Genomic DNA, 13,252 nt, shown 5'->3' on the forward strand with positions numbered 1-13,252 from the left:
AGCTCAGAACGTTCCGCGCAAGGTCACCGACACATTGCGCGGGTCGCCCCAGTAGTACCCGGTCGGCGTTGGCGCCACCTGGCGGTAGTACTTCTTGTCGAACAGGTTGTTGGCGTTCAACTGCAACGAATAGTTGTCGTTGAAGCGGTAGTTCACCATCGCGTTGTACACCGCATACCCCGACTGCGAAGCTTCGGCTGTGCCGCTGCGGTTGTAGATGGCGCTTTGCGCCTGCACGCCGCCGCCCACGGTCCAGGCCTGCAGCTCGCCCGGCAGGCGATAGCTGGTGAACAGGCGCAGCATGCGCTTGGGGTCGGTGGTGCGGATCGGGTTGCCGTTGTTGCCGGTGGTGTCCTTGAGGTATTCGGTGGTGTTGTAGGTGTAGCCGCCGGTCACGTTCCAGCCCGGCAGCACTTCGCCGGAAATCTCCAGCTCGAAGCCCTGGCTGCGGTTCTTGCCCGCGGCGACCTTGCAATAGCCGCTGGTGTAGTTGGGCAGGCACGGGTTCGGCCCGCTGAGGTCGTCCAGCGCGTTGCCGACCTGGTAGATGCGGAAGAACGCCAGCGAGGTGTTCAGCCGGCCCTCGTAGAACTCGCCCTTGATCCCGGTCTCGTAGGCTTCGCCGGTGACCGGCTCGAGCACGGAGCCTGCGGCATCGGTGTTGGTCTGCGGGTTGAAGATCTCGGTGTAGCTGGCGTAGGTGCTGAAGTTCTCGTTGAGGTCGTAGATCAGCGCGGCGTAGGGCACGATCTCGTTGTCGACGCTGAACTTGCCGTTGGCCTTGGTGTTGTTTTCCTGCTCGTAGTCGTACCAGTTGGCGCGGGCGCCGATGATCGCGGTGAGCGGATCGGCCAGGGAGATGCGCCAGGTGGCATAGGCACCTTCCTGGGTGGTGCGTGTGCGTACCGGGTGGGCGGTGATGTCGATGCTCGGGTTGGCCAGGCTGGTCTTCGGGTCCCAGGTGCGGATGTCGAACACGCCCGATTGCACATTGTTGGTGGCCGAGGCGTAGGAGTCGTTGCGGATGCGTTCGACGCCCAGCATCAGTTCGTGGCTGCGGCCGAGCAGGTCGAACGGGCCGTTGAGGGTGGCACTGAGGTTGTTCTGCAGGCTCTCGCCGCCATCGCCTTCGGTGACCTGGTAGCTCATCAGGTAAGGGTTGCGGGTCGGGTTGGCGGTGCCGGTGGCACGGCTGAAGTAGGTCTGCTTGAAGCCGTTGTCGTCCAGCTCGAAGTGGGTGCGCTGGGCCATCAGCTTGAGCGTCCAGTCATTGTCGAAGCGATGCTCGAGCTCGGCGAAGGTCTGCAGGTTGCTGCGGTTCCAGCGGTTCCAGTCGGCGCCCAGGTAGGTGCTGCGGCCGAACGGCAGTGGCGAGCCGTCGTAGTCGGCCGGCAGGTTGCCCCAGGCGCCGGTGGCGTCGAGCTGGGTCCACTCGAGGCCAGTGGTCAGGGTGGTGCTGTCGTCGAGATCGAAGGCCATGACCCCGTACAACACATCCTTGCGCTCCTGGCGCGATTGCTGGAAGTGGTCCTTCTCGTCATGCACGGCAATCACCCGGCCACGCACGTTGCCAGTCTCGGTCAAGGGGCCGGAAAGGTCGGCGACGTAGCGCTGGGCATCCCAGGTGCCGAGGGTGACGCTGCCTTCGCCCTGGAACTCATAGGTGGGGCGCTTGCGCACCAGGTTGACGGTGCCGGAGGGGTTGCCGGCGCCGCGCAGCATGCCGGTGGCGCCGCGCAGGATCTCGGCGCGGTCGAGGATTGCCGAATCGCTCTGGATGAACGAACCACCGCCGCTGCTCTGCACCACGGTGGCGCCGTCGTACTGGATGGCGTCGATCTGGTAGCCGCGCGAGTAGTACTGCACCCGCTCGCTGTCGGTCAGGTTGACCACTATGCCTGGGGTCTGCTCGAGCAGGTTGGTGAGGTTGGTGATGTTTTGGTCGTCGATCCGCTGGCGGGTGACCACGGTCACCGATTGCGGCGTGTGGCGGATGCTCTGCGGCGTCTTGCCGATGGTGACTGCCCCGGTGGTGTAGGAGCCGCTGTGCTCGGTGGTCTCGCCCAGGCGGTTGCTGGATATGCTGGTGGCGCCCAGTTGCAGGGCATCGCCCACCTCCAGGGCGGGTATCAGCAGGAAGCTCTTTTCGCTTTCCTGCTGGACCTGCACATCGCTGCCCTGCAGCAGGATCTGCAACGCCTGCGCGCTGTCATGCCGGCCCTGCACGCCTTGGGTGGTCTTGCCCTGCAGGCTGCCGGCGTCGAACGACAGGTTCAGCCCGCCCTGGCGCGCCAGCTGGTCCAGCGCGGCGGCCAACGGGCCGGCCGGAATGCTCCAGTCGCGCTGCTGGCTCTGGCTGGCGGGCGCGGCGACGGCGACTGTCGGCAGCACGCCTGCGCAGGCCATGCCCAGGCCGAGGGCGGCAGCGTGGATGGCATGGCGCAGGGTGGCATTGCGAGGGGAACACGGGCGAATCATGAAGCGCTCCTGAAGGTTGTCAGACCACTGTTCGGGCTTGTTTTCCTTCAGGCCGGACGAGAATGAGATTCCACCTCATTTATTTTCATCAATTGTTCAGGCGGCGCCGATGCTTACCCAATAGCGTGTGCGGTAGTCGACGCGCACCGGCAGGCTGCGGGCGACCAGCAGCAGGACCTGATCGGTGTCGGCCAGCTGGTAGGTGCCGGAAACCTTCAGCCCGGCCACCTCCGGCGCACAGCGCAATAAGCCGGGGCGGTAGCGCGACAGCTCGTCGATGAACTCGCCGAGGGGCATCTGCTGCACGCTCAGTACGCCGTCGGTCCAGCCCCAGGGGTCGCCATGCAAGGTGGCGGGCCGGTAGTCGCCTTGGGCGAACACCTGCAGCACCTCGCCAGGCTTGACCGAATGCGCGGCGCTGGAGGCGGGGAACAACGTCACCTCGCCGCGGCGCACGGCCACCAGCAAGCCCTGGGCGTTCTCGCGCAGCAGCAGCTGGCCGCCCTGGGTACCGAGGGTGCCAACCGGGGTGTCGATGCTGAACGGGCGGTTGTCGTTGACGTTGCTGTCCAGGCTGATTTCGCCACGCAGCAGGGTCAGCCGGCGTTGGTCGGCGCTGTAGCGCAGGTCGATGGCACTGGCGGTGTTCAGGCGGATCAGGCTGCCGTCGCTGCCGAGCAGTTCACGGCGCTCGCCGGTGGCGGTGCGGCTGTCGGCCATCCAGGCCGACAGGCCCAGCGGTTCACGCGCCGCCCAGCCAGCGGCGCCGCCCAGCGCCAATACCGACAGCAGCTTGAGATGGTCGCGCCGGCTCATGCGTCGGCGCTCGGTACCGGCAAGGGTCTGCCGACTCAACTCGGCGGGCAGGCTGGCCAGTTCGTCACCGAGGCTGCTGACCCGCTGCCAGGCCTGGGCATGCTGCGGGTGGCTGGCCAGCCAGCGCTGGAACTGCTGTTCGGTACGTGGGCCGGGGCTGTCGTAGCGCAGTTTGACCAGCCATTCGATGGCTTGGTCGACCTGGGCCTGGGTCGGTATCTGGTCAGGCGTCGGCATAGCGCATCCGGTAGCAGACGCCCAGGGCCTTGGCCAGGTCGCGTTCCACGGTGGCCCGGGAAACGTCCAGGCGCTGGGCGATCTGCGCCAGGCTGAGGCCGTCGAGCTGGGCCAGCAGGAAGGCCTGCCGGGCCCGGGGCTTGAGGCGTTGCAGGGCAAGGTCGAGGCGTTCGAGGGTATCGAGGATCAACAGGCGTTGCTCCTCGCTGGGCGCCTCTTGTTCAGGCAGGTTGGCCAGGCTTTCCAGGTAGGCTTTTTCCAGGGCGCGACGGCGGAACTGGTCGATCATCAGGCCACGGGCGATGCTGCTCAGGTAGGCGCGTGGCTCTTTGAGTGGCGAGGCCTGGCGCGCCTTGAGCAGGCGCACGAAGGTGTCCTGGGCCAGGTCGGCGGCGTTCTCCCGGCAACCCACCCGGGCGCCGAGCCAGCCGCGCAGCCAGCGATGATGGGCCTGATAGAGCAGATCGACCTCGGCCGGTTTCAGCGTGTCTTCGATCTGCATCGTCTGGAGAGCCTACCCGGATAATGTGATTGTTAATGGTTCTCAATTCTATGCGCGGCGCTACTGGCGGATCAATGGTATGCCAGCGATTAGATAAGCAAGATTGAGCGTTTCACCGATGAATGGTTGGGCTAGGCTCGGAGATCGTATCCATGCGAACGCCAACGATGATCCTTGCAGACCTTTCCCCGCAGGCCTTTGACGATGCCGCTGCCTGGCTGGCCGGGCAGGATGCGGACTGGGCGCGGCATATTGCCGCCGTGGGACCCTGCTTGCATCGGGCTACCCCCGGTCGTGAGCCCTACGAGGCGCTGGTGCGGGCCATTGCCTACCAGCAGTTGCATGCGCGGGCGGCCGAGGCGATCCTCGGGCGATTGCTGGCGCTGTTCCCGGAAGGTGCGTTTCCCTCGCCCAAACAGTTGCTGGCGGTGACGCCGGAGGCGATGCGCGCCTGCGGGCTATCCGCGAGCAAGATCGCCACGGTTCACGGGATCGCCCAGGCGCGTGTGGAGGGTGTGGTGCCCAGCCGGGAAGAGGCGCTGCATATGTCGGATGCCGCACTGGTCGAGCGTCTGGTGGCGCTGCACGGAGTCGGGCGCTGGACGGTGGAAATGCTGCTGATCTATAGCCTGGAGCGATCGGATATCCTGCCGGTGGACGACTTTGGCGTGCGCGAGGGGTATCGGCGCATGAAGGGGCTGGACAAGGCGCCGACGCCCGCGCAGATGCGGGTTTTGGGCGGGGCGTGGAGCCCGTACCGGACCGTGGCGGCCTGGTACCTGTGGCGGGCTTGAAGTGTCATCCGCCTGCACGGCCCTATCGCGGGTCCGTTGAGATAACGCAAGATTCGGAGTGTTCACTGTCGGCCAAGCCGCCAAGCTCAGCGCATCGAACCAAGGAGAGGCGCCATGAACCACGCCCCGACCACCTACACCACCGACGCTGAACGCTGGCACGCCGTGCAGTCCCGCGACACCGCCGCGACCGGCCATTTCGTCTATGCCGTGCGCACCACCGGCGTCTACTGCCAGCCCGCCTGCAAGTCGCGCCTGGCCAAGCGCGAGAATGTCGAGTTCTTTGCCGACCCCGGCCAGGCCGAGGCAGCTGGCTACCGCGCCTGCAAACGCTGCAAGGCCGCGCAGGGCAGTCGGCGCACCGACCTGGTAGCCCGCGCCTGCCGCCTGATCGAGGCCAGTGAAACCGCGCCCAACCTCGACCAGCTCGGCAGCGAGCTGAACGTCAGCCCGTTCCATCTGCATCGGCTGTTCAAGGCCGAGACCGGCCTGACCCCCAAGGCCTACGCCTCGGCCTTTCGCGCCCAGCGTCTACGCGAGCGCCTGGATGCCGCCGACAGCGTCACCGAGGCCATCTACGAGGCGGGTTACAACTCCAACAGCCGCTTCTACGAGAGCGCCGCCGAACGGCTGGGCATGCGCCCGAGGGAGTACCGTGCCGGCGGCCAGGGTGCCACCATCCACTTTGCCGTGGCCCAGTGCTCGCTGGGGGCGATCCTGGTCGCCCAGAGCGAGCGGGGCATTTGCGCGATCCTGCTGGGTGACGAGCCCGAGCCTTTGCTCAAGGACCTGCAGGACAAGTTCCCCAAGGCCCGGCTGATCGGCGGCGATGACACTTTCGAGCGGCTGGTGGCCGAGGTGATCGGCTTCGTCGAGGCCCCGGCGCTGGGCCTGGCGTTGCCCCTGGATGTGCAGGGCACGGCGTTCCAGGAGCGGGTCTGGCAAGCGCTGCGCGAGGTGCCGCCCGGGACCACGGTCAGCTACACCGACATCGCCGAGCGCATCGGCGCGCCCAAGGCGGTGCGGGCGGTGGCACAGGCCTGCGCGGCCAACGCGATCGCCGTGGCGATTCCTTGCCACCGGGTGGTGCGCCGTGACGGCGACCTCAGTGGCTACCGCTGGGGTATCGAGCGCAAGCGCCAACTGCTGGACCGAGAGACGGCACTCTCCTGAGCGCGCGGACCGAGTAGAATTCACGCCCTGTCGAGTTGCGTAGAGGAACATTCGATGAGGCGTGTCAGCCTTGACCGATTCTATGCGGGGATTTTCGCCCTGCTGTTGTGCCTGGCCGTCCCGGCCTGGGCTGACCCGGCCACGCCGGCATCGCGCCTGGCCGTGGCCGAGCAGCAGGTGCTGGACGAGAACGCCAGCCTGGAGGAGTTGAGCGAACGACTCGACCAGATCCGCCAGGGCGTCACCAGCAATGCCAACGACGACCTGCTCGCGCAGTTGCGTCAGTCGGCCCTGCAGGTGCAGCGCCAGGCCGATGTGCTGGCCACCCAGCGCACCGCCGACGTGCAGCGCCTGGACGACCAGCTCAACGTGCTCGGCCCACCCATGGCCGAGGAGGCCGAGAGCCTGACCCGCCAGCGCAAGCAGCTCACTGACGAAAAGAACAAGGTGGTCGCCGAGCAGAAGGACGCCACCACGCTGACCCAGTCGGCCCGTGACCTGTCCACGCAGATCGTCAACCTGCGCCGCAGCCTGTTCAACTCGCAGATCACCAGCCGCGCCGCCAGCCCGTTGAGCCCGGCGTTCTGGTCGAGCCTGATCCGCCCCACCGATGATGACGTGGCGCGCCTGCGCGACCTGCGCGGCGAGGTGTCGGACGCCATGGCCAGCGCCTTCAGCGCCGAACACCGCTGGTTGTTCATCACCGCGCTGGTGGCGGCGGTGCTGGTCTGGACCCTGGTGCGGCGGCTGCTGGAGCGCCTGCTGGCCGATGCGATGATCCGCTGGCTGCCCGAAGGCCGTCTGCGCCGCAGCGCCCTGGCCCTGAGCGTCAGCCTGGCTACGCTGGGCACTATCTCCGGCTCTGTGTCGTTGCTGCGCTGGGGCCTGGAGAGCAGCGCGGAGCTTGGCACCGACCTGGCCAGCCTGACTAACCATATTCTTGCGCTGGTGATCTTCAGTGCCTTCATCTCGGGTCTGGGCCGCGCCATGCTGATGCTGCAGCGCCCGTCCTGGCGCCTGCCGCCGATCGCCGACGAGGTGGCCAGCGCCCTGGGCTGGTTCCCCAAAGTGCTGGCCCTGGCGCTGATGGTGCTGCTAACCCAGGAACGCATCAACAGCGTGATCGGCACCAGCCTGGCGCTGACCCTGGCCACCAATGGCCTGACCGCGCTGGTGGTGTCGCTGCTGTTCGTCGTGGCCCTGCTGCGCTATCGCCGTGCCCATCGCTTGCACGACCTTGAGCGTCCCAAGGGCCTGGCCGGGTTGATCCCGTTCGTGATCGTGGTCTGGGTGGCGGCTATCCTGCTGACCCTACTCGCCGGCTACCTGACGCTGGCCTACTTCCTCACCGCCAAGCTGCTGTGGGTCAGCGTGGTGGTGACCTGCGCCTACCTGCTGGTGACCGTGTTCGGCGACCTGTGCGAAACCTTGCTGTCGCCGCGTCAGCCAGGTGGCCTGGCGCTGGCCTCGGCGCTGGGCCTGCAGCAACGCCACCAGGCCCAGGCCAGCACGGTGCTGGCGGGCATCGGCCGCACACTGCTGCTGTTTGCCGCCGCGTTGCTGATATTCATGCCATCGGGCACCAGCCCGGGCGAGCTGCTGCTGAGCCTGGCGGACTGGGACGGCACCGGTGGCAAGGTGCTGGGCAACTTGAACATCGTGCCCCAGGACATCTTCCTGGCCGTGGCGATCTTCCTCGGTGGCTGGTTCGCCATTCGCGTGGTCAAGCGCTGGCTGAGCGAACGCCTGCTGCCGGAAACCGACATGGACGCCGGCATGCGCGCCTCGCTGGTGACCTTGGTGGGCTACCTGGGCTTCCTGTTCCTGGCCATGCTGGTGATGTCCACCCTGCACATCAACCTGACCAGCCTGACCTGGGTAGTCAGTGCGCTGTCGGTGGGTATCGGTTTCGGCTTGCAACAGATCGTGCAGAACTTCATCTCCGGCCTGATCCTGCTCACCGAGCGCCCGGTGAAAGTGGGAGACTGGGTGAGCCTGGCCGGTGTCGAGGGTGATATTCGCCGGATCAACGTGCGCGCCACGGAAATCCAGATGTCCGACCGCTCGACGGTGATCGTGCCCAATTCGCAGTTCATTTCGCAGAACGTGCGCAACGTGACCATGGCCAATGCCCTGGGGGTGGTGGGCATCACCCTGACGCTGCCGCTGGAGACCGACCCTGCGAAAGTGCGCGAGGTACTGCTGGCGGCGTACAAGGAGCACGAGTCGATCCTCGACGCGCCGGCCACTTCGGTGACCTTCAAGGACCTGACCAGCAGTGGCATGGTGATCGGCGTGAGCGGTTACGTGGCGTCGCCTCGGCAGGTGTCGAACACGCGCAGCGACCTGCTGTTCACCATCCTCGGGCGCTTGCGCGAGGAAGGCATCGCCCTGTCATCGCCGGCGAGCATGGTGCTGGTGCAGGAGAACGGGCGCCAGGCCGACGAATCGGCATAAGGCCAATCGCGAGGCCAGTCGCATCGGCGCACCGATGCGACTGGCCTCGCGATGCTCTCCGGCAAAACGCTGCCGTTAAATCTGCTATGCCCACCTGACTCGAAGCTGCCTGCGGGCCTTTCAGAAAACGCTGACGTGTAGTTTTGGGCGTGAATGTGCAAGGTAGTGACCATCGTCAGGGAGCGGCCGTTCGTAACGCAAATTACCTACCAGCTATACATTTGCGTTACAGAGGAGTAGCCTTTTGCAAGTCGACATCCTCCGTCGATTTCAACGCCCAGGTGTTATGGGCAGGGGAGTCACCAATGAGTGATTTGCACACCCGGGACCGCACCAAGGCGGTACCTCTGAACATGAGAGTGGCAGAGCATCGGCGTGACCTGATAGATGCAGCCGTGGAAGTGGTGGGTGGCGACAGGACCAGTTTTGTTCTTGATGCTGCCTGCAAGCGGGCCGAGGAAGTCCTGATGGAGCGCCGGCTTTTTCTGCTAGATGAAGAGGCGTTCGACCGCTTCGCCCAGGCACTGGAAGATGATCCCATCAGGAGCAATGAATGCGTGAGGAAACTGCTGGCAAGACCAAAGCGCTGGAGCTGACGGCGCCACGCAAGCTCGAGGCATTTCACCTGTTGGATCAGTTCGAAAGCGGAGAGGCATCTATCGACGCCTACTTGCGCAACCAAGCCTTGAAGGCACAACTCGCGAAACATGCCGTGGTCTATGTCACCTGTTTCAAAGGTACATCGCTCGTTGCAGGCTACTACACGCTGTCAAATGGATCTGTCGCTCGTGCTCACGGAGCAACGGCCGGCCTGCGACGCAATGCTCCAAGCGATTTGCCAATAGTGCTCCTGGGACGAATGGGGGTGACTCGGCAGGCGGCAGGGCAGGGGGTGGCCACCGACTTGTTGCAGGATGCGATCGAAAGAGCACTCTTCGCTTCTGAGTCGGTCGGCTGCCTGGCGATGGTTGTTCACCCGCTGAATGAGCGTCTTGAGCAGTTCTATGCGACGAAGGCCGGGTTTAAGAACTGCCCTGATCTGTCGCCCAAGACCATGATGCTTGCGCTACGCTAGCCATTTCTCGAATCTACATTTTTGCAAGGTAGTCGCCGGAGACTGAACACTTCCAGCGAGAAGCAAAAGCCCATGCCGTTCGAGCCGACAAGGGCTTGCGTCGCATGGTGATCAGCCCAGACACTGCGTCACATGCTTCACCGACTGATACCCCGAAAGCCCCCAAGGCCCGAGCTCACGCCCGATCCCGCTGCCCTTGGTCCCGCCCCACGAGGTTTCGACGAACACCGCCTGCACAGAGTTGATCCACACATGCCCCACCTCCAGCGCATCGGCCACGCGCTCGGCGCGCTCCAGGTCGGCGGAGCACACGGTGGCGACCAACCCGAAGCGGCTGTCGTTGGCTTGGGCGATGGCCTCGGCCTCGCTGCCGAAGCGCCGCGCGCACAGCACCGGGCCGAAGATTTCTTCGCCCCACAGGCGGCTGCTTACCGGTACATCCACATACAACGTCGGGCTGACGAACCAGCCGTCGCGGTCCAGCGCGGTGCCGCCGGCCAGGCACTTGAGGCCTTCTTCGCGGGCGGTGGCGAAATAGCCGGCGACCTTGAGCCACTGCGCCTGGCTGGTCAGCGGTCCCATGTCCACTTCTTCAGATAGCGGGTTGCCCACGCGCAACGCCGCCAGCGTCGCCTGCAAGCGCGGCAGCAGGGCATCGGCGATGCCGTCCTGCACCAGCAGGCGCGAGGTGGCCGAGCACATCTGCCCGGCGTTCCAGGTAATACCGGCGACGATCCACTCCACCGCCTGGTCGACATCGCAATCGTCGAACACCACGATGGCCGACTTGCCGCCCAGCTCCAGCGTCACTGGCCGGCACTGGGCCGCGGCGGCGCGCATCACCTGGCTGCCGACGCCGTTGCTGCCGGTGAATGACAGCTTGTCCAGGCCGTTGTGGCCGCTCAGCGCAGCGCCGGTCTCGGCTTTGCCGCCCACGATATTCAGCACGCCGGCCGGCAGGCCAAGCACCTCGGCGATCTGGCCGTAGACCTGCTCGATCAGCGGGGTGATTTCGGAGGGCTTGAGCACCACGGTGCAGCCGGCCGCGAGGGCCGGGGCGAGCTTCCAGGCGCTGGTCACCAGCGGGAAGTTCCACGGCACGATCAGGCCGACCACGCCCACCGGCTCAAGGCGAGTGCGGGCGGTGAAGCCCGGCGCGGCCAGGGGGACGTCGCGGTTTTTCGCCGGTAACTGCTCGGCCAGGTTGGCGTAGTAGGCGAAGGTGGCGATGGCGTCGTCGAGGTCGATCTCGGCCTCGTGGCGCGGCTTGCCGTTGTTGCGCATCTGCAGGGCGATCAATTCGTCGCGGCGCTGGCCCAGCTGTTCGGCGAAGCCGCGCAGGTAGTTGGCACGCTCGGTGGCGCTGACCGTCTTCCAGGCCGCCAGGGCCCGGCGCGCGGCGGCAACGGCTTGGTCGACCTGGGCGCTGCTGGCGGCCATCAGTTCGGCTAACGCCTGGCCGTCGGACGGGTTGTGGACAACGATACAGTCGCTGCCCTGGCCTTCGACCCAGCGGCCGTCGATGTAGTGAGGAGTGGTCATGGTCGGATTCCAGTCAGGCTATTTCGGCAGTGGTCACGGGCTTTACCGGCGTGCTTTTGCAACGCACCCAGCGCGGGCCCAGGGGGCCATACACGCCAGCCGGTTCGGGGAACAGGTTGAGCAGGATCAGGTACAGCACGGCGGCGATGCCGAGGGTCACCGGCAGGCTCAGGTCGATGCCGCCGGCGAGCTCGCCCAGCGGGCCGACGAACTGCCCGGGCAGGTTGACGAAGCACAGGCCAACCACCGCGCTGGGGATCCACGCGCCCATGCCGCGCCAGTTCCAGCCGTGGTCGAACCAGTAGTGACCGCCTTGCTGGCCACGGGTGAACACTTGCAGGTCGTCGGCATGGTAGAAGCCGCGGCGGGTGATCAGGCCGAGGATCATGATCACCATCCACGGGCTGGTGCAGGTGATGATCAGCACGGCGAAGGTCGACACGCTCTGCACCAGGTTGAAGGTGAAGCGGCCGACGAAGATGAAGCCGATGGCCAGCACGCCGATCAACAAGGTAGCGGCGGCGCGGCTGAGCAGGCGCGGGAACACGCTGGACATGTCCAGGCCGGTGCCGTACAGCGCCGTGGTGCCGGTGGACATACCGCCGATCACCGCGATCAGGCACACCGGCAGGAAGAACCAGCCCGGCGAGATCGCCAGCAGGCCGCCGACGTAGTTGTTGGCGGCGATGTAGTCCGGTGCCTGGCTGGCCACCAGGGTGGCGGTGCACAGGCCGAACAGGAACGGGATCAGCGTGGCGGCCTGGGCGAGGATCACCGCAAGCATGATGCGCGACTTGGGCGTTTGCCGCGGGATGTAGCGCGACCAGTCGCCGAGGAAGGCGCCGAACGACACCGGGTTGCTCATGGCCAGGATCGCCGCGCCGACGAACGCCGCCCAGAAACCGGCCTGGCCGAGGTTGACGCTGCCGGCGTAGCCCGCATCGAAGGGCCCGGCGAAAGCGAAGATGCCCAGCAGGAACAGCAGGCTCGAGGCCCACACCGCAATCTTGTTGACCCACAGCATGAAGCGGAAGCCAAAGATGCACACCACCAGCACCAGTATCGCGAACAGGCCATAGGCCAGGCCCAGGGTCAGGTCGGTTTCCGGCAGGCCGACCAGGCGCTTGGCGCCGCCGACCAGGGCATCGCCGGAGCTCCATACCGACAGCGAGAAGAACGCGACGGCGGTCAGCAGTGACAGGAACGAGCCGACGATACGCCCGTGCACGCCGAAGTGCGCGCCGGACGACACCGCGTTGTTGGTGCCGTTGAGCGCGCCGAACAGGCCCATCGGCGCGAGGATCAGCGCGCCCACGCCGACGCCGAGCAGGATCGCCCAGACCCCGGCCTGGAACGACAGCCCGAACAGCACCGGGAAGCTGCCCAGCACGGCGGTGGCGAAGGTATTGGCGCCGCCGAAGATCAGGCGGAACAGGTCCAGCGGGGCGGCGTCGCGTTGATCGTCGGGGATCTGTTCGACGCCATTGGTCTCGATACCGGTCGAGTGGCTCATGGTGATGCTCCAGCGCGAATGTTGTCGGCCGTCGGGCGGCCTTGTTGTGGGTGCGATGGCAGTGCGGCAGGGCCGCTTGAAAGGGGATCAGACCGGCGAGACGACCGACAGGTGCTCGTGACAGGCCAGCCAGCGGTCGCCGTGCAGGCGCAAGACGATGGTCTCGCGTTCGTTCAGGTCGAGGGTCTCGCCGGCGACGTTCAGGCGCGTGGCCACGTCGTGCATGAAGATCGCCACGTCGCCCTGCAGGCTCACCTGGGCATTGCTCGACTCGCAGCCGAGCACGGCAAAACCGTCCGCCTGCCAGCTGGCCCAGAGTTCTTCATAGGCACGGCGCGACAGCAGCGGTTGCGGCACGGTGTGGAAGAGGAAGGTGGCGTCTTCGCTGAAGCAGGCGAAGTAGCGGGCGCTGTCGTTGCTGGCGAAGGCGGCGATGAGGTCGGCGGCGGCCTGCCGTACCTGGAGTGTCTGGTCCACGGGAGTGGCCTCACGGTTTTTTGTGATTGTTGGTGAAGCGATTCTGGTGGGGGCAGGCGGGGGGAAAAATCGCTGTGGACAAATAATCAGTTCAGGAAATCGTGAACCAATGGGCTGACCGACCAAGTAACCGACCAAGTAGCGCTGCTGAAAATTGCCGATCCATCGGATCGGTGATTGGGGCAGGC

At 65.9% G+C, this 13,252-nt stretch carries 11 protein-coding genes; 5 read left to right on the forward strand and 6 right to left on the reverse strand.

Annotated elements, in window-relative coordinates; genetic code table 11:
• Positions 1–3 precede the first annotated feature (3 nt).
• The 3 genes from KHO27_RS25960 to KHO27_RS25970 form a co-directional block, all read right to left on the reverse strand.
• The gene (locus tag KHO27_RS25960; protein WP_110702539.1) at positions 4–2,478 is read right to left on the reverse strand and encodes a TonB-dependent siderophore receptor; all 2,475 of its coding nucleotides are present in this window, start codon (positions 2,476–2,478) and stop codon (positions 4–6) included.
• Between the two features lie 96 nt (positions 2,479–2,574).
• Positions 2,575–3,531: a FecR domain-containing protein gene (locus tag KHO27_RS25965; RefSeq protein ID WP_214500984.1), complete on the reverse strand. Its 957-nt coding sequence runs from the start codon at positions 3,529–3,531 to the stop codon at positions 2,575–2,577.
• Positions 3,518–4,033 (reverse strand): sigma-70 family RNA polymerase sigma factor, encoded by a 516-nt coding sequence (locus KHO27_RS25970; RefSeq protein ID WP_046857166.1) that lies wholly within the window; start codon positions 4,031–4,033, stop codon positions 3,518–3,520. The genes KHO27_RS25965 and KHO27_RS25970 overlap by 14 nt, the downstream gene beginning before the upstream one ends.
• A 167-nt stretch (positions 4,034–4,200) precedes the next feature.
• Here KHO27_RS25970 and KHO27_RS25975 point away from each other — a divergent pair, with 167 nt between their 5' ends.
• The 5 genes from KHO27_RS25975 to KHO27_RS25995 all read left to right on the forward strand — a co-directional run bounded on the left by KHO27_RS25975 (position 4,201) and on the right by KHO27_RS25995 (position 9,532).
• Positions 4,201–4,827 carry a DNA-3-methyladenine glycosylase family protein gene (locus tag KHO27_RS25975; protein WP_214502022.1) on the forward strand — a complete coding sequence of 209 codons (627 nt, stop codon included), beginning with the start codon at positions 4,201–4,203 and terminating at the stop codon, positions 4,825–4,827.
• A gap of 114 nt (positions 4,828–4,941) precedes the next feature.
• Entirely contained in the window at positions 4,942–6,000 is a 1,059-nt protein-coding gene (gene ada, locus KHO27_RS25980; RefSeq protein ID WP_214500985.1) for a bifunctional DNA-binding transcriptional regulator/O6-methylguanine-DNA methyltransferase Ada, read from the forward strand.
• Positions 6,001–6,054: 54 nt separating this feature from the next.
• Positions 6,055–8,457 carry a DUF3772 domain-containing protein gene (locus KHO27_RS25985; protein WP_214500986.1) on the forward strand — a complete coding sequence of 801 codons (2,403 nt, stop codon included), beginning with the start codon at positions 6,055–6,057 and terminating at the stop codon, positions 8,455–8,457.
• A 305-nt stretch (positions 8,458–8,762) separates the two neighbouring features.
• The gene (locus tag KHO27_RS25990) at positions 8,763–9,053 is read left to right on the forward strand and encodes a type II toxin-antitoxin system TacA family antitoxin (protein ID WP_110702548.1); all 291 of its coding nucleotides are present in this window, start codon (positions 8,763–8,765) and stop codon (positions 9,051–9,053) included.
• Entirely contained in the window at positions 9,011–9,532 is a 522-nt protein-coding gene (locus KHO27_RS25995) for a GNAT family N-acetyltransferase (protein WP_110702980.1), read from the forward strand. Before KHO27_RS25990 ends, KHO27_RS25995 begins: the two co-directional genes overlap by 43 nt.
• Before the next feature lie 111 nt (positions 9,533–9,643).
• Here KHO27_RS25995 and KHO27_RS26000 read toward each other — a convergent pair whose 3' ends face one another.
• From KHO27_RS26000 to KHO27_RS26010, 3 genes are all read right to left on the reverse strand, one after another.
• Positions 9,644–11,074 carry an aldehyde dehydrogenase family protein gene (locus KHO27_RS26000; protein WP_214500987.1) on the reverse strand — a complete coding sequence of 477 codons (1,431 nt, stop codon included), beginning with the start codon at positions 11,072–11,074 and terminating at the stop codon, positions 9,644–9,646.
• Between the two features lie 13 nt (positions 11,075–11,087).
• Positions 11,088–12,587, reverse strand: a complete 1,500-nt coding sequence (locus KHO27_RS26005; RefSeq protein WP_110702985.1) for a purine-cytosine permease family protein — start codon at positions 12,585–12,587, stop codon at positions 11,088–11,090.
• A gap of 87 nt (positions 12,588–12,674) precedes the next feature.
• The gene (locus KHO27_RS26010; protein ID WP_214500988.1) at positions 12,675–13,064 is read right to left on the reverse strand and encodes a YybH family protein; all 390 of its coding nucleotides are present in this window, start codon (positions 13,062–13,064) and stop codon (positions 12,675–12,677) included.
• Positions 13,065–13,252: the final 188 nt, after the last annotated feature.

Source organism: Pseudomonas sp. RC3H12, from assembly GCF_018596375.1.
Lineage (GTDB): Bacteria > Pseudomonadota > Gammaproteobacteria > Pseudomonadales > Pseudomonadaceae > Aquipseudomonas.